We start from the raw sequence: 24,952 nt of genomic DNA, 5'->3' as shown, positions 1-24,952 counted from the left end.
ATAAAATGAGTCATTCTAAATTAGCAAGTATTTTTAATAAAGACGAAAAAAGGGTTGATTGGCACGACAAAGCCCTGTGGTTTGTCCGTCATAAAAGAGATCTATCTGTTCATAATGTAAAAGGTTGGGAAGAACTAAGAAACCTAGGCCATGGAATTAAAGCTCACATGCTGTCTAACTTAGACAACTATTTAATTCAGTTCGAAGAAAATGCCAAAAAGAACGGTGTAGAAGTTCATTGGGCTGCAAATGCAGAAGAACACAATAAAATTGTACTTCAAATTCTTAAAGACAATAATGCTAAAAAAATTGTGAAAAGTAAATCGATGTTAACCGAAGAATGTCATTTAAATCCAGCTTTGGAGGCAGATGGAATTGAGGTAATAGATACCGATTTAGGAGAACGCATAGTACAATTAGCAAAAGAAACACCAAGTCATATTGTATTGCCTGCCATACATAAAAACAGGCATGAGGTAGATGAATTGTTTCAAGAACATTTAGGCACAAAACCTTGCGACGGAGATCCACAATATTTAACTGGTGAAGCAAGAAAACACTTAAGAACCAAATTTATTCAAGCAGATGCAGCTCTTACAGGTGTTAACTTTGCTGTTGCAGAAACTGGTGGCTTTGTAGTTTGTACCAACGAGGGAAATGCTGATATGGGCGCACATTTAGCTCCTGTACATATTGCTTGTATGGGTGTAGAAAAAATAATACCAAAGCAAGAACACTTAGGTGTATTTTTAAGATTATTGGCAAGATCTGCAACCGGACAACCAATAACTACCTATTCATCTCACTTTAAAAAACCAAGAAAAGGTGCAAAAATGCATATTGTAATTGTAGACAACGGACGATCTAAACAATTAAGTAGACCTGATTTTAGAGCCTCTTTACACTGTATTCGTTGTGGTGCTTGTATGAACACCTGCCCTATTTACAGAAGAAGTGGAGGACATAGTTATGATGCTACCATTCCAGGACCAATTGGTTCTATTTTATCACCAGGAAAAGATTTAACAAAACACAGTACACTTCCGTTTGCATCCACCTTATGTGGTTCTTGTTCCGATGTGTGCCCTGTAAAAATAGATATTCATTCGCAGTTGTATAAATGGCGACAAATAATCACCAAAGAAACACCTCAACCGTTTGTTAAAAAGCAAGCTATGAAGGCAATGGGAAATATTTTTGCACACCCTAATCGTTTTGAAACTGTCGGTAAAATTGCACGTTGGTCTTTAAGAAACTTACCAAAAGCAATGATTAACTCCAAACCAAATGTTTGGGGACATACCAGAGATTTACCTTTGGGCCCAGAGAAAAGTTTCGATCAATGGTTTAAAGATAGAGAAAACGAGAAAAAAAGTTAAATTATGAGTAGCAGAAATCAAATATTAGACCGAATTAAAGCCAATAAACCGGCACTTATCAATTTACCAAACATCAATATTTCTCTTTTTGACGAAGGCTTAGATCTTCTTAAAGAATTTACTAAAAAAGTAGAAATCGTTGGTGGTAACGTTGTTTCTATAAACTCTAATCAAGAAATTATAGAGCAAATAGATAAAACATTTACAGATGCAAAAGTAAAATATTCTAATTTAGCAGATACCACTTCTTTTAACACTATAAAACTAGCAACTTTACAGAAGCCACACGATTTAGAAGATTTAGATATTTTAATTTTAGAAAGTAAATTAGCGGTTGCAGAAAATGGTGCTATTTGGATCTCAGGTTCAGAGATTCCTGTGCGTGTATTACCATTTATTACAAAGCATTTAATACTCGTTATTTCACAAAAAGACATTGTGCCATATATGCATCAAGCGTATGAAAAGTTAACCAACATAAATGCCGCTTTTGGTGTATTTATTGCAGGCCCTTCTAAAACGGCAGATATAGAACAATCTTTAGTAATTGGTGCCCACGGCGCCTTAAGTCTTACTGTATTTTTAAAAGATTAAAATTTAATTTACAATGGCTTTCCCATGCAAAAAAAACTGTTTATTGAATAAAAATAGCTAATTAAATATATACAAACATTAGCTCTACTTTTTTACATCAAAACAGGATTAAACGATAAAAGTCTAATCCTGTAATTTTAAGTTACACAGTAAAGTACGAGTGTAATTTGTTTAATATAAAACTGACGATATTAGAAGTAAAATCTAAAAGTACTCTTTTAGATTAATTGTGATTAGCATGACCTTCTGCTGTTTCTTCTCCAGATTGATTCATAGCCATTTCGTGATCATATTTGCAACAAGCAGGCAAACCTTTGTATGCGTCTTCGCTTCCAGATTCTTTTTCTGTATCATAACCAGAAGCTGCAATAGCTTTATGAATGGCAGTAGCATCTGTTTTTGTATCATCAAAAGATACTTCTATTTTCTTTTTATTTACATCCCAATTTGCATTTATAACACCATCAAGAGCATTAGCAGCTTTTTCAATGGTGCTTTTACACATTCCACAGTTTCCTCTAACTCCAAAAGTTAGTGTAGCGTTTGCTACTTCTTTAGAAACTTCTGTAGTATTTGTTTTTTGTTTGGTTTCGTTTTTACAGCTTGTAAAACTTACTGTAGCTATAATAGCTAAACTTAAAATTACTTTTTTCATTGATTTAGATTTAATTATTAGTATTTAATTTTTTATTATTCTATTACTTGTTTTACTTCTCCGCAAGTTAACATAGCACCTCCAAAATAAGGGTTTACTACTTTTTCTTCTTTACTTAACCAATAAGCACCTTTGTTATTATCAGACATTGGGCAGTACAAATGATATACTTTTTCATGGATACCAAACACTTCTAACACAGTGGCCATATTTGATGATAAATTCTTAAAATAGGTTCTTTGAACTTTAATATCGTCTGTATTAGAAATTAAATTAGCAGTTGCTTTTAGTTCTTTTTCTAAAGGCATCCAATGCTGATGTGCATTTTTACTCTTTAATAATTTCATATCCACCTTCCCTAAATTAGCTATTAATTGTTTCGATTGCTTTTTAAGGTTTTGAGTATTATCTATTGCAAGCGCATTTTTCAATTCAATATAAGTATTAAAAACGATGTTTAATTGATTTTGAAACTCTTTAGAAACGGCAATTCTTTCATTTTTATTTAAAGGTTTTTTAACCTCGGAAGAGTTATTATTCATACCTAAATGACCTTCATGCCCCGTCATTACTTTGCCTCCTTTTTTATTCATCATCGATTTTTTGCCTTGTAATTGAGCAGCAGCATCTACAGTAAAGGTACCGTTGGTTACAATTTCATCTCCATTATTTAGACCTTCTAAAACCTGATAATTATCTCCAAATTGGTTTCCTAATGTAATTTTTTGCATTTGAAAAACAGGTTCATTTGCATTCGATTTTAGATACACAACAGAGCGTTTTCCTGTCCATAAAATTGCAGAAGCAGGTATGGATAAAACTTGCTTTTTAATTGAAGAATCAACTCCTTTAATTTTACCTTCTACAAACATGCCTGGTTTAAAAAGTTCGTTTTTATTATTTAATACGACTCTTAATTTTACTGTTCTTGTTTTACTATCTAAAATAGGATCTATAAAATCTACTTTGCCTTTAAATTCTTTATTAGAATAAGCATTTGTTGTGATTACAATATTCTGCCCTTTTTTAAATTGACTAATTTGATTTTCATAGACATCAAAATTTGCCCAAACGCTGTTTAAATTTGATACTTTAAAAATAGGTTTTCCGTCCATAATATGAGAACCTACATTTATAGCGATTTCGGTAACTACACCAGAAACATGCGAATAAATGGTGAAGCTATTTTTTACTTGTCCGGTTTGTTCTACCTCCTCTAATTGCTTACCATGAATCATCCAATTTTTAAACTTGTTTTTAACGGCATTATACAATTGTGGTTGCGATGCTTTTAATTTATAAGCTGTAATTAATTCTTGCTGTGCTGCAATTAATGCTGGAGAATAAATTTGAGCAACTGCTTGTCCTTTTTTAACACGTTCTCCTAAAGAATTTACAAACAGTTTTTCAACTCTACCGTTAAAATGGGCAGGCATTGTTGCTGTTTCATTCTCATTCTCAGTAATTTTTCCTGATAAAATAAAACCTGAATTTTCATTAGAAACACTTTTTCCTACTATTGATGTTTGAATATTGGCCAAAGCCATCGCGTTTTTAGAAAGCTTAAATTGATCTGCTAATAATCCTTTTGCACTGCTTGCAGCAGGAATTAAATCCATTCCGCAAATAGGGCAGTCTCCAGCCTCTGGTTGCATAATTTGAGGATGCATGGAGCAAGTCCACATTTGATTAGTTTCTGTAGCTTCATTATGTTTGTGCACTGCCTCTGTAGATGTAGTATTACCTCCAAAAAGTATCCAGCCTAAAAGGAAACCAACAGTTAACACAGCTATATAAATGATATATTTTTTCATAATTTAATTGATTAAATAATTGATGATTGTGGTTTGAACATAATAGTTCTTTACAGCTTCAATTTGATTCATTTGAAACTTTAATTGTAATTCCTGAATGTCTAAAACGTCATTAAAATCGATCGTTCCGGTTTCATAACTTCTAATTAAAATATCTTCTGCATCTTTGGCTTGCTGTATATTTTTAACTTGTGTTTTATACGTGATGCTTGCAGAAATTCTATCAGTTACAGCTTTGTCTAATAGCGTTTCTAAAGTATTTAAACGTTCTTGTTTTTGTGCTTCAATTTCTTGTTGTTGCAACTCATTTTGCTTCGTTTTCGATTTATATTTCTTATTAAAAAGCGGAATAGATAACGACACAGTTGGCATCAAAATATCTTTTCCTTTTTCACTAAAAGTAATGTCAGGTCCTGCATTAATATTGATGTAATCGAATCCGAAACCAAAGGAAGGCTGACTTTCTTTTTGATTCATCAATTCGGATTGTGCTACAGATTGAAACAGTTTGTCGTATTTCAGCAATTCAGGATGCAAAGCAAGGTTTTTAGTATTGATTTCAAAATCTTCGGAAGGCATTATTAATGCATCAACAACATCAATTTTAATCGTATTTTCTCTATTTAAAAGCTTATTAAAAGCGGTTTGTTCTGCTAAATACTGTTGTTCTAAAACCAATTTGAGTTGTTCTAATTCATTCTGACGCATTTGCAATCTTAAAACATCTACTGCAGAAGCTTTACCGACTTCAATCGATTTTAATGCCAATATTTCATAAGTTTTAAGCAGTTTGCTGTTTTCAACTAAAATAGCTTGCTTGCCTTTGTTTACATATAATTTATAATACGATTGAGATACGGAAACCATCAGTTTTCGTTTGGCTATTACAATATCTTCGTACTTTGTATCGGCCAAAGAACTCGCATAATTTTCACGAGAAGTAATGGTTCCAAACCAAGGCAACATTTGTTTTGCCGATACTTTAAAGCGCTGCGTTCCTGTTCGTGTTTCTGGCTCTAACACAAAATAACCTGCACTAAATTCGGTGTTTGGTAAGGTATTTACTTCATTTACTTTTTCAGAAGCAATTCGATACTGTAACTCAAATTTCTGAATTTCAGGATTATTATCTAAAGCCTTATTAATGTAAGTTTCTAGTTCTTGAGAATTTCCTTGTAGAACAAAGAATAAAGAACCAAGAAGTAAGACGACTTTATGTGTTATATGATATTTATAGTTTTTCATTGTATATTTTTATATCTATTTTCTAAGCTCTTTTCTATCTAATCTTTTCAACTTAAACTCTTCTCTCCAACTATATAAAACCGGCACGATAAAGTAGGAGGTAATGTCAATAACCATTCCTCCAAAAATCGGTATTGCCATCGGAATCATAATATCGCTTCCTTTTCCTGTGGATGTTAAAACAGGTAATAATGCCAAAATAGTAGTTACAGTTGTCATTAAACACGGACGAATACGTTTCTTAGCTGCCTCTAAAGCAGCAACTCTAATGCTCATTTTATCCGCAGGTTTTTCACGATCAAAAGTTTGCGTTAAATAGGTTGCCATGACAACTCCGTCGTCTGTTGCAATACCAAATAAGGCAATAAAACCAACCCAAACGGCCACACTTAAATTGATGGTTTTCATATTGAAAAGGTCTCGCATATTCTCGCCAAAGAAGCTAAAATTGAAAAACCAATCTTGTCCGTATAACCAAATCATAATAAAACCACCTGCAAATGCAACCGCAATTCCCGTAAATACCATTAACGAAGTGGTTACCGATTTAAACTGAAAATACAGTATCAAGAAAATAATAGCCAATGCTAAAGGCACCACAACTGCTAGTGTTTTTTCTGCTCGCAATTGGTTCTCATAAGTACCCGTAAATTTATAGCTGATGCCTTTAGGAACCGTTAATGCTCCGGAATCTATTTTTTGTTGAAACAAAGCTTGCGCATTTTCTACCACATCTACTTCTGCAAAACCATCTATTTTATCAAACAAAACATAGCCCACTAAAAAAGTATCTTCACTTTTTATCACTTGCGGACCTTGTTCATATTTAATCGTCGCTAATTCACTTAAAGGCACAGGACTTCCTTTTTCTACAGGAATATAAATATCTTTAATGTCTTCTGGATTGCCACGTAATTCTCTTGGGTAACGTACGCGAACGCCGTAACGTTCTCTACCTTCAACCGTTTGGGTTAAAGCCATACCACCAATAGCAACTTTTAGTACACTTTGTACATCCTCTATAGAAATGCCATAGCGTGCTATTTTTTCTCTGTCAATATCAATTAATAAATAAGGTTTCCCAACAATTCTATCCGCAAAAACAGCTTCTACCTTAACACCTTCCGCTTGTTTTAAAAAGCGTTCTAACTCTAAACCAAAAGCTTCAATTTGTTTTAAATCTTGTCCCTTTACTTTAATTCCCATGGGCGCTCGCATACCAGTTTGTAACATGATCAATCGTGTTTCTATGGGCTGTAATTTCGGAGCAGAAGTAACACCTGGTAACTTGGTAACTTTAATAATTTCTTTCCAGATATCATCTGGACTTTTAATTTCTGGTCGCCAGTTTCTGTAATATTCACCGTTGTTATCTTCGATAAGTTGTTCTTTTGCATTAAGAGATTGCCACGCTTCATTTTGTTCTGCTCGCAATGACATTCCGTTTTTCAACTCAAACAAACCATCAGCATTTACTCTATAACGTTGTCTTTTTCCTTCGGAATTACGCATATATTCCGATTTATACTGAATCATGTTTTCGTACATCGATAAAGGCGCAGGATCTAAAGGCGATTCTGTTCTACCCGCTTTTCCAACCACTGTTTCAATTTCTGGAATGGTCGCAACCGCCATATCTAATTGCTGCAACACACGTTTATTTTCTTCAACTCCAGCATGCGGAAGAGAAGTAGGCATGAGTAGAAAAGAACCTTCATTTAATGAAGGCATAAATTCTTTTCCTGTGTTTTTCATAATGTATATTCCAGAAATAAGAACCATTATCGGAACCATTAAAAACAACATCTTATTCGCTAAAGCCCATTGTAATATTCGGCCGTAATATTTTCTGAAAACAGAGAATATTCCTAAAATTCCGAAGCAAATAATAGACACAAAAATAAGGTTGATAAAGATGCTGCGATTAAAACCTAAAGGTCTCCAATATTCTGCCAATAGAAATACAATGGCAATTGATGAGATAATGATATTTACAAAGTTTTTAGAAAGCGAAAAATGAAAAGTGAAAAAGGAAAATTTAATTTCAGTTTTATTAAAATACAAACTCCATAAAGACAAAATTCCGAAGGCGATTAAAATAGTTCCTAACCAAAATCCGCTGATCACAATTACAATTCCTGCAAGAACTAAAGTACCACTTACAATGTATTTAAATCCGTTTTTTAGGGTTGTTTTACGGAATAAAAAAGCTGCTAAAGGCGGAATGATAAACAAAGCAATCACTAAAGAAGCTGATAATGCCATTGTTTTTGTAAACGCTAAAGGTCTAAACAATTTACCCTCGGCACCAATCATTGTGAATACAGGCACAAAACTGATAATAGTCGTTAAAACAGCAGTTAAAATAGCGCCAGAAACTTCTGCAGTAGCGTTGTAAATAACTTCGTTTATGGATAGTTTCTTGTTATGAGATTCCTCGTCGCTCGTGCCTCGTTCTGTCGGAATGACATTTTCCTGTTCATCGAGATGGCGAATCATGTTTTCGGCGAGTATGACGCCAACATCAACCATGGTACCAATAGCGATGGCTATACCAGATAATGCCACAATATTGGCATCCACATTAAAGAGTTTCATGGTAACAAATACCATTAAAATAGCTACAGGTAACAAGCCCGAAATTAAAAGAGAAGCTCTTAAATTAAAGACCATTACAATAATCACCAAAATAGTAATTAATATTTCTAAGGTTAAAGCTTCACTAAGGGTGTCTAAGGTTTCTACAATCAGTTCTGATCGATCATAAAAAGGAACGATTGTTAATTGAGATGTACGTCCGTCTGCTAAAACTTTAGAAGGTAAACCACCTTTTAATTCTTCTATTTGGGCTTTTACATTCGTGATGACTTCCATTGGGTTTGCGCCATATCTTGCTACGACAACACCTCCAACAACTTCTGCTCCTTCATTGTCTAATATCCCGCGTCTAGCGGCAGGACCTAAAGAAACTTTAGCAATGTCTTTAATTTTAATAGCCGTAAAATCTTTAGAAGTTACGACTGCATTTTCAATATCTTCAATCGATTTTACATAGCCTAAACCACGAACTAGATATTCAACTTTATTAATTTCTAAAGTCTGTGCACCAATATCTTTATTGCTTTCTTTAACCGCTTTTACAACTTGATTCAATCCAATGTTGTATTGGCGCATCAATTCTGGGTTGACATCAATTTGATATTCTTGTACATAACCACCAATAGAGGCCACTTCAGAAACCCCACTAGCAGAAGATAAACCATATTTTACATAGTAATCTTGTATGCTGCGTAATTCTTGTAAATCCCAACCACCGGTTACGTTTCCGTCGGAATCACGTCCTTCTAAAGTATACCAATAAATCTGTCCTAAACCTGTAGCATCTGGTCCTAAAGCAGGATTTATCCCTTCTGGTAATAGATTACTCGGTAAGGAGTTTAGTTTTTCTAAAATTCGACTTCTACTCCAATAAAACTCAATGTCTTCTTCAAAAATGATATAAATACTAGAGAAGCCAAACATTGATGAACTACGAATGGTTTTTACTCCTGGAATACCAAGTAAAGTGGTTGTTAAAGGATAGGTAATTTGATCTTCTATATCTTGTGGAGAACGACCACCCCACTTTGTGAAGACAATTTGTTGATTTTCGCCAATATCCGGAATGGCATCTACAGCCACAGGATTGCTTGGTAAAAAGCCAGTATCCCAATTAAAAGGAGCGTTTACAGTTCCCCATCCAATAAAAAGGACCAATAATAAAACCGATACGATTTTATTTTCTATTAAATATTTAATAATCTTATTTAGCATAAAGCCTGATATTTAAAACAATTAGAAAGTGATGTTAGAAAAAACATCGAATACAAGAAATCATCCTAATGAAATAAATCATAGGATAATACAGTCTATTGTTAAAAAAATCAGATTAAATAAGTCTCGTCTAGCTTAAAGAGTTCTTTGTCTATGAGAGGTGGTTGATACGCTTCGTATGAAGATACATTATTTTCTAAACCTTCAAAAAGATTGATATACGTGTAAACAAATGAAGCTATAAAAAGTTGTTGTTCAAAAGAAATAGTATCTACTTGTAGTTGTAATTCGTCTTGACCATCTACAACTATTTGTTCATCATTACAGCAATCTTTTTTTGTAATTGAACAATCTTTGGTGGCAGGTTTTTGCATATCCATGCCACAACCTTCTGCCTTTTGAAGCATAGCAGTTTCCACTAAAGTATCACCACAATAATGCATACTAGCAGTGAATGACATCGTAGAAAATAGAACTACAACAGCCATTACAATTGACATTATTTTATGTGAAATTTGCTTCATATTAATGGCAAAGGTATACAAAATTTGATAATAAATTTTTACTTTAGAAAAGTTTAACTGAAAAACAAGGCAACTGACTTTCATAAATGAATCCCTATATTTTATTTAAAATCAGACATCATTCATTTAGAGAATTTAACGCAAGGAAAACAATTACATTGCTTAGAAAGCAACAAAACAAGCCCAATATATTTACAACCATTAAAAACTCACACTAACATAGGTTAAAAAATTAGCAAAAGGAAATATCAAATACAGAACATGTTAAAGAAATAATATAAATTTAGAAGAACTAAAATTTTATACAAAAACAGTTCAAATTATCCCCCCTTCTAAACGGATAAAAAGTATTTTGAACAGAGACTAACAATAGTTTTTACATTTAACCTGTTTTTTTTTAATCCTATAAAGTAACACTTCGATAACTATATCAATTGCATTTTTAAAATTTATTTCAGAATTATAACGAAGTGTACTTCTTTATGTATTGGTAAACGTCAATTTTTACTTACCAATAAGTTTCTCTATATTTAAAATTGATCCTTTTAAGCTTACTCCACAATCTTATGCTTTAACAATATTTCCGAGACTCTATTGTGTCTCAAAATAACTAGGGTAACTCATAAGGTAACTATCACATGCGTTTTTAAGTACATGTATAAGATATTATCTATTTAATCTAAAAATTCTTACCCCTAATAAATTATCAGGTGAAATAAGTGTTTATAAAAGTTTAAGGGTTTTTACCATCCAAGAATGTGGTGTATAAAAAAAGCCTTACATAAATGTAAGGCTTTTGGCGGAGAAAGAGGGTTTTGAACCTAGTATGTATTATTTGGATTATTATATATATAAATCCTATTTTACAAGGATTTAGGAAAATGTTATATTTAATTATATATTTGTATTAGTGATAAAACACATCATTTACAACACCTAATTCGACACCCAATATTTTACAATGAATTATTCATTTAGGCTAAAATACCCAAATTTAGATAAGGAGTCTCTTATTTATTTCACTGCTTCTTTTAAAGATGAAGGAAAAACATTTGTTTATTCAACAGGAGAAAAAATCCATCCTAAGGATTGGGATTTTGATAATAAAAGACCTGCTAACTTATCTGGGAGAAAAAAGGATGCAGAATTGCGGAGGGTAATCGACACTCAGTTGTCTAGATATTCAAACTTTTTTATAGAGCTTATTAGTCGTTACAAAACAATCAATGAAAAGTTAACGATTGAAACAACTAAAGATGAATTCAATGTGGAGTTTAAGAAAGTCAGCAAGAATGTAAGTGATTTTTTTAAGGTCTATGAGCTTTTTTTACAAGATAAAAGAGATGATAATTCTGATCAAGCAAATACAACTAGTACTATTAGTAGATATGAGTACAATAAAAAGCTATTAGAGGACTTTCAAAAGCATAAGTCTTATAACCTAAGATTTAATACAATTAATAGAACTTTTTACAATGCTTTTATTAGTTACTGCGTAGAAACCAAGAAACATTCAGCAAATACACTAAGTAGAAATATAGGATTGTTCAAGACATTTATGAATTGGGCAATTGCTAAAAAGTTTACGTATAACGATGAATTCAAAAATTTTAAAAATATAAAGAGATTTAAGACTGATGAAATAGCATTAACAAAAGAACAAGTAGATGAAATCTATGAGTTCGATCTTAAGGGAGCTGAAAAATTAGAACGTGTTCGCGATTTATTTGTTTTTGGATGTAGCACAGGTATGCGCTATTCTAACTATTCTAAGGTCAAAAAAAATGATATTATTGATGGATTTATCAATGTCATAGACGAAAAGGATAAATCAAAATCATTATCAATTCCTATTAATAGATACTCGATGGAAATATTAAAAAAGTATGACTATAAGCTTCCAAAAATTTCCAATCAAAAATTCAATGATTATTTAAAAGAACTTTTTCAAGAAATGGAATACAACCACATTGTAAAGAAAACAATGAGATATGGCAATGAAATTATAGAAACTGAATCTGCCTTTTCTGAGAGAATAAGTTCACATACTGCAAGAAGGTCTTTTATTACGATTATGAAAAATGAAGGTGTGCCAGATAAAGTGATTATGAGTTATACAGGGCATAAAAGTATTGAGGTATTTAATAATTATTACAGACCAAATCAGGAACATAGAATTAACTTTATGAAAAGCGTATGGAAGTAAATAAAATATTAAAAAACATTATGCTTCCTAGAAAAGATAAGGAAGTTATTTATTGGTCTAAACAGTATGATTCAGCTATTAAGAATTTGAAAATTTCTTTAGAACTTAGTGATGAATTAATAGCTGAAAATAAGACACAAGTAAATCAGTTAAAAACAAAATATCCATTTTATCAGAATTTAATTGATTTTATTATAACAGAACGAGATAAAAAAATATTGAAAACAAATATTATTCATTTAATTATTTCATATCTCGAAGTTGTATATGAAAATGGAAATATTCTTGTAGAAAAAGGTAGCTTTAGAAGTATTTCTAAGAAAACCTATGACGTTGAAAAAAAGAAAATATTAAAAGATTTGAGTTTTATCTTAAAAGAAGCATTTTTTCTTGAGTCGATTAAAGCTTCAAGTAAACAACAAGAGGATATTAATATCTCAACAAAAAAAGAAGATACTGAAACAATAAATACTTTTGATAAAAGTATAATTCTTGATAACGACAAATGGGAGCTCATAGTTAACTCGCTTATTAAAGATAATGTCATTAATAATAAAAATGAATGGATTACATTAGGAGCTAATCTAAGTAAGCCACCTACTCAATTAGCTGTATTTGTTTACTTACTTGAAGATAATGGAATATTAAAATTACAAAATCAAAATAAACAAATCCCAGAAATAAGTAAATTCTTTAATGTAAAACTTTCCTCTGCAAGATATAGCCAGGTCAAAAAAGGTTTTAATGATTCATCGGGAATTTCTAAACATATGCAACATTTTCCTATTTATGAAAAGCTTGATATATATTTTAAGTAATATTAATTTATAATAAATACTAAACGTTAACTTAATAAAGTTAATCAACACATTATCAGACGTAAAATTGCAGAAACAACATATAAAACTGCAATTATGACAAACACTGAAAACACATCAAATTACACATTCTCGCTAGAACCACTTCACAAAGAAATTGCGGAAGTAAAGGGTTTGCTGCTTAAATTACTTTGTAAACCAGAAGAAGACGACCTCTCTAACAAGCTTTATACTTTAAATGAAGCCGCTAATCTACTTAAAGTTGATAGGCAAACTGTACGCAATCATATAAGCAGAGGAACAATAAACGCTACTTTTATAGGGAGAAGAATACTCATCCCCCATAATGAGCTATATGACGCCTTAAATGAAGTTAAATCAATTAAATATCAAAGATAAGCACATCTTCTGATCACTTATTATTAATTTAATTTAATTCAAATTGACAACTTCTGATACCATAAAGCAACCTAATCATATCTTGACCTCTAGATTCACATTATCTGCGCTGGAAAAGAACATCATTTATGTTGTTTTAGGCCAACTTCAAAAGGTAATGACAAAGGATATGAATCAAGACTTCAAAGAACAAAAAATAGTTATTAAATTAAAGCTTTTGGATAATAACCGTAATTATTCTCGAATTAAAAAAGCAATAAAATCATTAAGCTCAAAACAGGTAGAATTTGAAATGAATATTCCAAATGGCAATAAAGCAGATAAAATACAAGACTGTGTAACATCGTTAGTTAGTGGCTTAACCTACGAACGGAATTCTGAATATGTTTATTTTTGGGTTCCTTCTTCTGCTTGCCGCTTCTTTTGTTATATAGGTGGCGGTTATACTAGGTTTCAGAAAACTATTGCTTTAAGTCTTACGAAAAATGCATCTAAGTGTATGTATGAGTTTTGTTGTCGTTGGATTGATAAAGGTGGTTACCAATGCTCAATTGAAGAATTTAGACTATTAATGAATACAGGAAGTAAGTATAAACAAATTTCACATTTGAGAGCTCGTCTTTTAGAGGATTCAAAACAAGAACTTAAAAATAAAGCAGACATATTTTTTGATTACTCATTGAAAAAGAAAGGCAAATCGTATCATTCCATTTCTTTCAAATTTCATAGAAATACAGAAATTAAAGACAAATACAATGGTGTTAAAAGTGAGCAATATATTTTCATTTATAACTTTTTAAATCGTTTTTTTTCAAATCAAATGGATTCAAAAGCATTGCATTATTCTGAATCAATTGCCGAATCAGGTAAGACTGATGATGCCTATTATCGATTTTTAAGATTAGATGATGACTTTACAATGGGTAGAAAAACCAAAGATGATATTAAGAATTTATTAAAGGCAGTAATCTTGAAAGAATTGGGTGCTTAATAAGTGAAACCACATATCACACTTAATTAAAGAAGTGTGTGATGTAGAAGATGAACTTCGTTATTTTGTGTGATTAAAAACGTCATTTTGTGTGATTCAATAATATAAACTTCGTCATTCTGTGTGATAAAACTCCCCAAACCCTTATGAGGAAAGGGTTTCCTGTTGTTTACAATAAGGTTAACCTATAATAAATATATAAGTTAGCTTAAAAACAAAAAAAAAGCTTTTGAAAAGAAAAAAAAAGCATGAATTCTAATCAAACAAAACTAATTAATCTAGTTTCCGTTTTCGATAAAATTGGAGCTTTTCAGAAAAAAACGCAAAATAAAATTTGCTATTTAAGTCTATTTAGAAAAAGATACCACGTTTTTTATAATCATTGAAACTTTAAAAAAAAAAATGATACGATTTTGGATCGAGTTAAAGTGGGAATGTTTTAGATTTTATAACGCTTATATTACAAATGCATTATAAAATAATTTTTAAAATATTGAGTAATGAAGTTAGTTTATTTTTTTTTCAGCGGCATTTTAAAGATTCTTTTAGCGATAAAAAAACGTCATTTTTTTTTAGCTATTAAATTCAAAAATAATCTAGGGGCTATGAAATCAGAAATATTTTTTTAAAGGTTGTTTGAAAATTAAAGCAATGGAAATTATAAGAATAAATTACAAAAACAACTTTTTAGATTGTTCAAATTATTATAAAAACCATAACGATTTAAATGACTTTCTAATTTCAATCAATAAAAAAGAGAATCTAAAAAAGTAAAAATCAAACAAAACTTAACAACTTTTCTGAATAGAAGATTCCTGTAAATACCTTGATGGGAATGGCTATGCAAGTAGTGTGCTTTGTACGTACAAAAGTACTTTCACCGCACCGACTTGCCCTAAAATAGGGAAACAATTTCTAGCGAAATTGGAGTTGTTTTTTAATAATAAATTTAAAATGAGTAAAAATAAAAGGATCAGTTTTCGTGTTACTGCAAATGATAAAAAAGAGATCATGAGACTTGCCGAAGTGTTAGGTTACAAAAGTGTTAGTGATTATTTATATTCAATTTCATTGAGTGGACTAAGTATGAAAGAGAGTATTTTAATTTTTAACCAAATCAATAAAATGCGTTCGAGGAATGCTATGGTTGAAAATAATATTAATCAAATAGCAAAATATGTAAATATTCATAAGTCGCTTCATAATGATAAAAAGAATGAATTTTTAATTCTTTTTCAAGAATTCATTCTTATTAGAGAAAATCAAACCAAGAGTATTAATGTACTTTTAAATTCAATAAGAGATAATAAAAAAGAACTGTACGATATGCTTAATAAAGAAAAGAATAATAGCGATTAAAGATAACTTGAAATATAAATTCCTAAATTTGTAATTATTATAAAACATAAAGTATAGATAAATAAACAAATAAATATTAAAATATAAAGCGTTTAGCTTTTGATTTGGAACTAGGAAATCGCCAATTTTTAAACCCTCCACATTCAAAACTAAGACGCCCACGTTTTGCGTGGGCTGTTCTTATTTGGAGGAAAAGGTGTTTGGCGATACCTCTAGTTCATTAAGATTCAGTCCCACGCTTTTTTTATACCCAATTATGAAACAAAAAGAAATAGTAACCAATGGAACGGCAAACAATGTTGCCGTAGAAATGATTAAAGAATATTTACAAACCCATTCAGTTTACGGTATTACAGGTTTTGTAAAGACTGAAAAAGAAATTTGTGATAAATATAAAGACACTGACTGTTTTAAGGAATGGGATTCACAAAAGCTGTATGCAATTTACACTATAAACTGTTATCACTGTACTGAACCCCATGATGTGAAAATTGGAAGTAGAGAGGCTTTTCACATCTATCATGGAGCAGACTTTCAATTGTGCCATAAATGCTACGATTCTAGTGGTATAATCTACTCGGTTATAAGGGACGGAGTTGTCGTTTCTTAAAAATATTAATCTATAAATATAAACTATGAAAACTATTAGTCTTAAAATCACTCTTTTACTTTCTATTATTTTATTGTCATGTGGTTCAAAGCAACTATCTAAAGATGAAGCTAAATCTATAATTAATCAATGTCAAAAGAAGTCGGGAAAAGAAATATTCAAAACGAATAAATACACCTATGGAATAATTGATATTCCAGATTCAAGCAATGCCAACTTCTCTAATTTTTTAGACAAGCATAAAAAAATGGAAGAACTAGGGTTTGTGAGCATCAATGACACAAAAAAGGATAATCGTCAATTTGGTAAATCAAAAAATGGTATTGTAGAAATAACATTAACACCACAGGGCGAGGAATACCTTGTAGGGAGAGTCGAAAACTTTTTCGGAAAGTTATCTGCTCAATTTAAATCTTGTGAATATAAAATTAAGGAGGTTATCGAAATACAAGAGATTACAGATCGTAACGAAGCCAAAGTAAAAGTAGATTTTGAACGCTATAATGAAACACCTTTCTTTGAAGAAAGCAATGAAAAAGGTAAACCCAAAAACCTTATAAAAACAATCACTTTTAGAAAAACCACTGATGGTTGGAAACTTTGTGATTAATTAATAAAATTAAGAAGTAAATTTTACACTTATACATATAACAAAGGTAATTTTTAAGTATATTTACTCTCGTTAATAAAACGTGAGTAAATATTACCCTTGTTAAATATGCCAAATTTCGATAGAAACATACCCTACAATAGCTTACCGCTATTGCCTCCGAAAAAAACACTAGAGACAACTACAGTTTTACGTAAAACTATTGATGCCAGTAGAGCGTTAGCACAGCTTAATGGTATGTTAACTAATTTACCGAATCCAACGTTATTTTTAGATACAATCCATCTACAAGAAGCAAAAGCAAGTTCTGAAATTGAAAATATTATTACAACTAACGATGATTTATATAAATCTTTAGTCGCCGATAAAAAGTTTGATAACCCAGCAACAAAGGAAGTACTAAGTTATAAAGAAGCACTTTACAATGGCTTGCACGATATAGAAAAACGCCCTTTTATAAGTACAAATTTGTGTATTGAAATTGTACAAAGCATCAAAAAAAACACAGCAAGTATTAGAACCACTCCTGGTACTGCTCTAAAAAATGCCAAAGGAGAAACTATTTACACACCACCAACAGGAGAAACCGTTATAAGGGAGAAATTAGCCAATTTAGAAACGTTTATTAATGAAAATGATACTATAGACCCATTAATAAAAATGGCGTTAATGCATTATCAGTTTGAAGCCATACACCCTTTTAGTGATGGTAACGGTAGAACAGGACGCATTTTACTATTACTCTACCTAAAACTAGAAAAACTATTAGACACTCCTGCTATTTATTTAAGCGAGTATATTATAAAAAACAAAGCGGATTATTATAATAAATTACGTGAAGTTACCGAAAATAATGATTGGGAGTCATGGATATTATACATGTTAGAAATGGTAGAATATACCGCTAACAAAGGTTTAAAGCGTTTAAAAGATGTAACCGAGTTAATGGAACAAATGACTGCTGAAATTAAAGAAAAATTACCTAATGCATATTCTAAAGAATTGGTTGAAATATTATTCAGACTACCATACACCAAACGACAATTTTTAATTGATGAAAAACTAGGGACTCCAAAAACAGTAGGAAATTATTTAATAGCCTTGGAAGATGCAGGCTTTTTAACTTCCGAAAAAGTAGGTAAAGAAAAATTATATCTCAATCATAGATTAATGGCTGTTTTAGAACAGGCTTAATTTTAAACTAATAAAAATTTAATAATTAAAAAAATAAATGACAAGCAACAACCAAAGAGCCGAATTACAAAATCAAATATGGAAAATAGCCAACGATGTGCGTGGTTCTGTAGATGGATGGGATTTTAAACATTTTGTATTAGGTACACTTTTCTACCGTTTCATTAGTGAGAATTTCAGTAATTACATTGAAGCGGGTGATGAAAGCATAAATTATGCAGAACTACCAGATTCGGTTATAACTCCTGAAATAAAAGAAGATGCCATAAAAACAAAAGGATACTTCATCTATCCTAGTCAGTTATTTATAAATATTGCTAAAGGTGCTAACGATAACGAAAATCTAAACACCGATTTAGCTGCTATATTTTCTGCTATAGAAAGTTCAGCAAATGGCTATCCATCAGAACAAGATATAAAAGGCTTATTCGCAGATTTTGACACCACAAGCAACCGACTAGGGAATACCGTTGAAAATAAAAACAGCCGTTTGGCAGCAGTTTTAAAAGGTGTAGATGCCTTAAAATTTGGTAATTTTGAAGACAATCAAATTGACTTGTTCGGTGATGCTTACGAGTTTCTAATCTCTAATTATGCAGCCAATGCAGGGAAATCTGGTGGTGAGTTTTTTACACCGCAAACGGTATCTAAGTTAATTGCACAATTAGCCATGCACAAGCAAGAAAAAGTAAATAAAATTTATGATCCTGCAGCGGGTTCTGGTTCTTTACTCTTACAAGCAAAAAAACACTTTGATAACCATATTATTGAAGAAGGTTTTTATGGGCAAGAAATAAACCATACCACCTACAACTTAGCGCGTATGAATATGTTTTTGCATAACGTTAATTATGATAAGTTTCATATCGTGTTAGGGAACACCCTAGAAAACCCACAATTAGGAGATGATAAACCTTTTGATGCCATTGTATCTAATCCACCTTATTCTATAAAATGGAAAGGTAGTGACGACCCAACGCTTATTAATGACGACCGTTTTGCTCCTGCAGGTGTATTAGCACCAAAATCTAAAGCAGATTTTGCATTTGTATTACACGCTTTAAGCTACTTGTCTAGTAAAGGTAGAGCGGCTTTGGTATGTTTTCCTGGTATTTTTTACCGTGGTGGTGCAGAGCAAAAAATTAGAAAGTATTTAGTAGATAATAATTTTGTAGAAACGGTGATTTCTCTTGCGCCTAATCTGTTTTTTGGCACTTCTATAGCGGTAAACATCTTAGTCCTTTCTAAAAGTAAAACCGACACCAAAACACAGTTTATAGATGCTACGGGTAAAGATTTCTTTAAAAAAGAAACCAACAACAATGTTTTAGTAGATACCCATATCGAAAACATTATGCACCTATTCGATAGGAAAGAAGAAGTAGCACACGTAGCCACTACTATTGATAATTCTAAAATAGCTGAAAACGATTACAACCTTTCTGTAAGTTCTTATGTGGAAGCTGAAGATACACGTGAAAAAATAGATATTACTGAGTTAAACAAAGAAGTAGCTAAAACAGTAAAAAAAATAGACCAACTACGTGCCGATATTGATAACATTGTAAAGGAGATTGAAGGATGAGCGAGTTAGATAAATTATTGGAAGGTGTTGAAGTAGAATGGTCAACTCTTGGGAATAAAAATTTTGTAGAGATTGCAAATAGCGGTAGGAAACCTGTAAAAGCATCATTGAGAATAGCCGGAGAAATACCGTATTATGGAGCTAATAATATTCAAGATTATGTTGAGGGGTATACACATGAAGGTAAATTTATACTAATTGCCGAAGATGGTTCTAAAAGTCTTGAGAATTACTCAATACAATATGCAGTTGGTAAGTTTTGGGCTAATAATCATATCCACGTTATCAGAGGTAATAATGAAATAACAACAAAATTTTTGTATCACTATTTACAGATAGTAAATTTTATTCCGTTTTTATCTGGAGGAGGCAGAGCGAAACTGACAAAAGGTCAATTAATTAATATTCCATTCCCAATCCCTTGCCCTAATAATCCAGAGAAATCACTAAAAATCCAAAAAGAAATAGTTCGTATTTTAGATACCTTTACCGAACTTACTACCAAACTTACTACCAAACTTACTACCGAACTTACTGCACGTAAAAAACAGTACAGCTATCACCGTGAGCAATTACTAACTTTTGAAGATAGTGAAGTGGAATGGAAAACTTTGGGAGAGGTTGCAGAATATTCTAAAACACGAATTAGTTTTGAAAATCTAAATGAGGATAATTATGTTGGTGTTGACAATTTGTTACAAAATAGATTAGGAAAAAAAGTATCTTCTAGAGTTCCAACTAAAGGGAATTCTACTCAGTATATTGTAAATGATATTTTAATAGGAAATATCAGACCATATTTAAAAAAAATATGGTTTTCTGATTGTATTGGAGGTACCAATGGAGATGTTTTAGTAATTCGTATAACTGATTCAAAAATAACTCCAAAATACTTATATCAAATTTTGGCAGATGATAGTTTTTTTGAATACAATATGCAACATGCTAAAGGAGCGAAAATGCCTCGTGGTAATAAAAGCAAGATAATGGAATATCTTATACCAATCCCTCCAATAGAAGAACAAGAACGCATCGTAACTATCCTAGATAAATTCGACACCCTTACAACATCCATAAGCGAAGGTTTACCAAAAGAAATAGATTTACGTAAAAAACAATACGAGTATTACCGTGAAATGTTGTTAACGTTTCCAAAACCAGAATAATAATGAGCACCTACAAAACCATAGCAGAATCCAATAATTTTATTGTCTTAGACAAGTACACTAAGTTTTCAGAACTAAATGAAGCACCTGCAAGTTATCAAACAGAGGCAGATTTAGAGAAAGAACTCGTAAAAGATTTAATAAATCAAGGCTATGAATATGTAAAACATTTAACCACACCAACCGCTATGTTGGCAAATGTGCGTGTACAACTGCAAAATCTAAATGCTATGCAGTTTACAGATAAAGAATGGGAGCGTTTTGTAGTAGAGTATTTAGATAAACCAAGTGATAATTTAGTAGATAAAACAAGAAAATTACACGATAATTATATTCATGATTTTGTATTTGATGATGGGCATATTCAAAACATCTATTTAGTAGATAAAAAGAATGTGGTTCGTAATAAATTACAGGTTATTTCTCAGTTCGAGCAAACAGGCACACAAGCCAATCGGTATGATGTTACTATATTAGTAAACGGTTTGCCTTTAGTGCAAATAGAGCTTAAAAAACGTGGTGTTGCTATTCGTGAAGCATTTAATCAAGTACACCGCTACACCAAAGAGAGTTTTAATACGTCAAACTCATTGTTTAAATTCTTGCAAATATTTGTAATTTCTAACGGTACAGACAGCCGTTATTTTGCCAACACCGTAGAACGTAATAAAAATAGTTTCGATTTTACAATGAATTGGGCAAAGGCAGATAATTCATTAATTAAAGATTTAAAAGACTTTACAACCACTTTTTTTGATAAACGCACACTTTTAAACGTATTACTTACCTATTCTGTGTTTGATGTTAGTGATGTATTGTTGGTAATGCGACCGTATCAAATTGCAGCAACAGAACGAATTTTATGGAAAATACAAAGTTCATTTAATGCAAAAAACTGGGCAACAACAGAAAGTGGTGGTTTTATTTGGCATACCACAGGTTCTGGAAAAACACTAACCAGTTTTAAGGCAGCACGTTTAGCAACCAAACTAGATTTTGTAGATAAAGTATTTTTTGTGGTCGATAGAAAAGATTTAGATTTTCAAACCATGAAAGAATACCAACGCTTTTCACCAGATAGTGTAAACGGTTCAGATAGTACAGCAGGTTTAAAAAGAAATATAGATAAAACCGATAATAAGATTATTGTTACCACCATTCAGAAATTGAATAATTTAATGAAAGGTGAAAATGATTTAGCGATTTATAAAAAACAAGTCGTCTTTATTTTTGATGAAGCACACCGCTCGCAATTTGGTGAAGCACAAAAAAACTTAAAAAAGAAGTTTAAAAAGTTCTATCAGTTTGGTTTTACAGGAACACCTATTTTTCCTGAAAATGCTTTAGGTTCAGAAACTACCCAAAGTGTATTTGGTACAGAACTACATTCTTACGTTATTACAGATGCTATTAGAGATGAAAAAGTACTAAAGTTTAAAGTAGATTATAATAATGTGCGCCCTAAGTTTAAAGGGGTTGAAACAGAGCAAGACTTAAAAAAATTATCAGGAGCAGAAAATAAAAGAGCCTTATTGCATCCTGTGCGTATTACAGAAATTTCGCAATACGTTTTAAAACATTTCAGACAAAAAACACATCGAACAAAAGGAACTAACAACGGTTTTAACGCCATGTTTGCCGTAAGTAGTGTAGATGCAGCAAAATGTTATTATGAAGAGTTAAACAAGCTTCAAAAAGATAGTGAGAAGCCTTTAAAGATAGCAACCATTTTTTCTTTTGCAGCTAATGAAGCACAAGGTGCCATTGGAGAAATACAAGATGAAACCTTTGAGCCTACAGCAATGGATACCAGTGCTAAAGAGTTTTTATCAAAAGCTATTGATGATTATAACGCAGCTTTTAAAATGAATTATGGTATTGATAGCAATGGCTTTCAAGACTATTACCGTGATCTTGCAAAAAAAGTTAAAAATAAAGAAGTCGATTTATTAATTGTAGTAGGGATGTTCTTAACAGGTTTTGATGCACCAACTTTAAACACCTTATTTGTAGATAAAAATTTACGTTATCACGGTTTAATGCAAGCATTTTCACGTACCAACCGTATTTACGATGCTACTAAAACGTTTGGAAATATTGTAACTTTTAGAGATTTGGAACAAGCCACAATTGATGCTATTACACTTTTTGGCGATAGCAACACAAGAGATGTGGTACTAGAAAAAAGCTATAAAGAATACTTAGAAGGCTTTACAGATATTGCAACAGGAAAAGCACGTCGTGGTTATGTTGAAGTGATAGAAGAATTAAATGAAAAATTCCCTAATCCTGATGAAATTGTAACAGAAAAGGATAAAAAAGAATTTTCTAAACTGTTTGGAGAATATTTGCGTGTAGAAAATATACTTCAAAATTACGATGAATTTACAAACCTGAAAGCTTTTCAATCTGTAGACATAAACGATCCTATAGCTGTCGAAACGTTTAAAGACACGCACTTTGTTTCAGATGAAGATATATCAGTAATGAAAGGCATAGAGTTGCCTGCTGAAAGAACCATTCAAGATTATCGTTCTACTTATAATGATATTCGAGATTGGTTGCGAAGAGAAAAACAAGGAAACGAAGCAGAAGAATCTGGTATCGATTGGGATGATGTAGTTTTTGAAATAGACTTGTTAAAATCACAAGAGATTAATTTAGATTATATTCTGGAATTAATTTTTGATCACAATAAGCAAACGAAGAATAAAGAAGAATTAGTAGAAGAAATAAGACGTGTAATTCGTGCAAGTATAGGCAACAGAGCAAAAGAAAGCTTAGTTGTAGATTTTATCAATGAAACAGATTTAGATGAAATACAAGAAAAAGCAACCATCATAGACGCTTTCTTTGGATACGCACAAGAAAAACAAAAAAGAGAAGCTAAAGTATTAATAGAAGGTGAAAACCTTAATAAGGAAGAAGCAGAACGCTATATTACATCTTCTTTAAAACGTGAGTATGCCAGTGAAAACGGTACGGAGTTAAATTCAATTTTACCTAAAATGAGTCCTTTAAATCCACAGTACTTAACTAAAAAGCAAAGTGTTTTTCAAAAGATTGCTGCGTTCGTAGAGAAGTTTAAAGGTGTTGGTGGTAGTGTTTAGTATTAATAATTAAAATCGTATAACTATGTTAGAAAACTTCAAGACATATTTAATAAATAAAGGGTATAGTGAGTTTACTCCATCAGGGAATCCTTCAACTGCTTATGATTATTCAAAAAGAGTAAATAAAATTTGTTTAAGAGAAGCGATATCTGTAGAGTATTTAGCTGAAAACATAGAATTTTATATTGAGAAATATGGACCAACTGGCAATGATAGTGATTTTGGTAAAAGAAGTAATAACGCTTTTATAAATGCTTTAAGAAGATTTGGTGAGTTTAGGGTAAGTCATAATTGATGTTTTATCCTATAGTTCGTAACCTTTAAATTTTTATAATAGTTATTTATACAATTTAAAAAGAAAACCCATTTAAGTTAACACGATAATTATGTGCAAAATATCTGAAAAAATAAAGTTTTGTACCTGTATAGATAAAAATACGGATATAGAAGAATTGGATAAGCATGATTTAAAAAATACGTTATGAAAAACGAAATACACACTACAAAAATTAATATCAAACACATAACATTTATTGTAAATCTTAAAAACACAGAAGGTGAACATTATTTAGTTTTTAAAGAAAAAGTAGATGAACTTTTAATTACCTACCCTTTTGGTATTTTAGAATTTGATTTATTTGAAAATCAATATGCAGTTTTATATATTTTACCTTCTCCAAATGAAAAATTGGTTTCTTCGGATATAGTAAATTGTATGAATAAAATAAAAATGGATTGTATTGTAATTGACGAATTATTTCCTGAAAATAATGAATATTATTTTAACGAAACGTTATTTCCTATAACAGCAGAATGGGTTAAGTGTAAACAATTTGATGAAAAACAATCTTTTATTGAAGTAAAATAGCCAAATAAA

General features: G+C 31.3%; 20 protein-coding genes. 15 read left to right on the top strand and 5 right to left on the bottom strand.

What is annotated here, in order from left to right; all coding sequences use genetic code 11:
- The first annotated feature begins 5 nt into the window (after window positions 1–5).
- A complete protein-coding gene (locus tag H0I29_RS11915) occupies window positions 6–1,379 on the top strand; it encodes a lactate utilization protein B (RefSeq protein ID WP_218752512.1) in 1,374 nt (457 codons plus the stop codon).
- Window positions 1,380–1,382: 3 nt separating this feature from the next.
- Window positions 1,383–1,973, top strand: coding sequence for an LUD domain-containing protein (locus H0I29_RS11910; protein ID WP_218752511.1), 591 nt, complete (start codon window positions 1,383–1,385; stop codon window positions 1,971–1,973).
- A 223-nt stretch (window positions 1,974–2,196) separates the two neighbouring features.
- Here the strand turns inward: H0I29_RS11910 and H0I29_RS11905 are convergent, their stop codons facing one another.
- The 5 genes from H0I29_RS11905 to H0I29_RS11885 form a co-directional block, all read right to left on the bottom strand.
- The gene (locus H0I29_RS11905; protein WP_218752509.1) at window positions 2,197–2,628 is read right to left on the bottom strand and encodes a heavy-metal-associated domain-containing protein; all 432 of its coding nucleotides are present in this window, start codon (window positions 2,626–2,628) and stop codon (window positions 2,197–2,199) included.
- 35 nt (window positions 2,629–2,663) lie between these two features.
- Window positions 2,664–4,442 (bottom strand): efflux RND transporter periplasmic adaptor subunit, encoded by a 1,779-nt coding sequence (locus H0I29_RS11900; protein WP_218752507.1) that lies wholly within the window; start codon window positions 4,440–4,442, stop codon window positions 2,664–2,666.
- Between the two features lie 3 nt (window positions 4,443–4,445).
- Window positions 4,446–5,687, bottom strand: coding sequence for a TolC family protein (locus H0I29_RS11895; RefSeq protein WP_218752505.1), 1,242 nt, complete (start codon window positions 5,685–5,687; stop codon window positions 4,446–4,448).
- Between the two features lie 15 nt (window positions 5,688–5,702).
- Window positions 5,703–9,500: an efflux RND transporter permease subunit gene (locus H0I29_RS11890; protein ID WP_218752503.1), complete on the bottom strand. Its 3,798-nt coding sequence runs from the start codon at window positions 9,498–9,500 to the stop codon at window positions 5,703–5,705.
- 110 nt (window positions 9,501–9,610) lie between these two features.
- On the bottom strand, window positions 9,611–10,024 hold the full coding sequence (locus H0I29_RS11885) for a hypothetical protein (protein WP_254712618.1): 414 nt from the start codon (window positions 10,022–10,024) through the stop codon (window positions 9,611–9,613).
- 961 nt (window positions 10,025–10,985) lie between these two features.
- Between H0I29_RS11885 and H0I29_RS11880 the strand changes: the two genes are divergently transcribed.
- The 13 genes from H0I29_RS11880 (at window position 10,986) to H0I29_RS11820 (ending at window position 24,943) form a co-directional block, all read left to right on the top strand.
- A complete protein-coding gene (locus tag H0I29_RS11880) occupies window positions 10,986–12,230 on the top strand; it encodes a tyrosine-type recombinase/integrase (RefSeq protein WP_218752501.1) in 1,245 nt (414 codons plus the stop codon).
- Window positions 12,221–13,048 carry a hypothetical protein gene (locus tag H0I29_RS11875; protein WP_218752499.1) on the top strand — a complete coding sequence of 276 codons (828 nt, stop codon included), beginning with the start codon at window positions 12,221–12,223 and terminating at the stop codon, window positions 13,046–13,048. The genes H0I29_RS11880 and H0I29_RS11875 overlap by 10 nt, the downstream gene beginning before the upstream one ends.
- 96 nt (window positions 13,049–13,144) lie before the next feature.
- A complete protein-coding gene (locus tag H0I29_RS11870; RefSeq protein ID WP_218752497.1) occupies window positions 13,145–13,447 on the top strand; it encodes a helix-turn-helix domain-containing protein in 303 nt (100 codons plus the stop codon).
- A gap of 43 nt (window positions 13,448–13,490) precedes the next feature.
- Window positions 13,491–14,438: a replication initiation protein gene (locus tag H0I29_RS11865; RefSeq protein WP_218752495.1), complete on the top strand. Its 948-nt coding sequence runs from the start codon at window positions 13,491–13,493 to the stop codon at window positions 14,436–14,438.
- A 954-nt stretch (window positions 14,439–15,392) separates the two neighbouring features.
- Complete coding sequence (locus H0I29_RS11860; protein ID WP_218752494.1) at window positions 15,393–15,797, top strand: hypothetical protein; 405 nt, start codon at window positions 15,393–15,395, stop codon at window positions 15,795–15,797.
- Window positions 15,798–16,053: 256 nt separating this feature from the next.
- Window positions 16,054–16,407, top strand: coding sequence for a hypothetical protein (locus H0I29_RS11855; protein ID WP_218752493.1), 354 nt, complete (start codon window positions 16,054–16,056; stop codon window positions 16,405–16,407).
- A 25-nt stretch (window positions 16,408–16,432) separates the two neighbouring features.
- Entirely contained in the window at window positions 16,433–17,017 is a 585-nt protein-coding gene (locus tag H0I29_RS11850; RefSeq protein WP_218752492.1) for a hypothetical protein, read from the top strand.
- Between the two features lie 108 nt (window positions 17,018–17,125).
- On the top strand, window positions 17,126–18,211 hold the full coding sequence (locus tag H0I29_RS11845; RefSeq protein ID WP_218752491.1) for a Fic family protein: 1,086 nt from the start codon (window positions 17,126–17,128) through the stop codon (window positions 18,209–18,211).
- Between the two features lie 37 nt (window positions 18,212–18,248).
- Window positions 18,249–19,796, top strand: a complete 1,548-nt coding sequence (locus tag H0I29_RS11840; RefSeq protein WP_218752490.1) for a type I restriction-modification system subunit M — start codon at window positions 18,249–18,251, stop codon at window positions 19,794–19,796.
- Complete coding sequence (locus tag H0I29_RS11835; protein ID WP_218752489.1) at window positions 19,793–20,962, top strand: restriction endonuclease subunit S; 1,170 nt, start codon at window positions 19,793–19,795, stop codon at window positions 20,960–20,962. Before H0I29_RS11840 ends, H0I29_RS11835 begins: the two co-directional genes overlap by 4 nt.
- A 2-nt stretch (window positions 20,963–20,964) precedes the next feature.
- On the top strand, window positions 20,965–24,072 hold the full coding sequence (locus tag H0I29_RS11830) for a type I restriction endonuclease subunit R (protein WP_218752488.1): 3,108 nt from the start codon (window positions 20,965–20,967) through the stop codon (window positions 24,070–24,072).
- 25 nt (window positions 24,073–24,097) lie between these two features.
- Complete coding sequence (locus tag H0I29_RS11825) at window positions 24,098–24,370, top strand: hypothetical protein (protein ID WP_218752487.1); 273 nt, start codon at window positions 24,098–24,100, stop codon at window positions 24,368–24,370.
- Window positions 24,371–24,556: 186 nt separating this feature from the next.
- On the top strand, window positions 24,557–24,943 hold the full coding sequence (locus tag H0I29_RS11820) for a hypothetical protein (RefSeq protein WP_218752486.1): 387 nt from the start codon (window positions 24,557–24,559) through the stop codon (window positions 24,941–24,943).
- The last annotated feature ends 9 nt before the right edge of the window (window positions 24,944–24,952 follow it).

Source organism: Polaribacter sp. R2A056_3_33, from assembly GCF_019278485.1.
In the GTDB taxonomy this organism is placed as follows: Bacteria; Bacteroidota; Bacteroidia; order Flavobacteriales; family Flavobacteriaceae; genus Polaribacter.
This window is presented reverse-complemented; position numbering and strand designations above follow the sequence as displayed.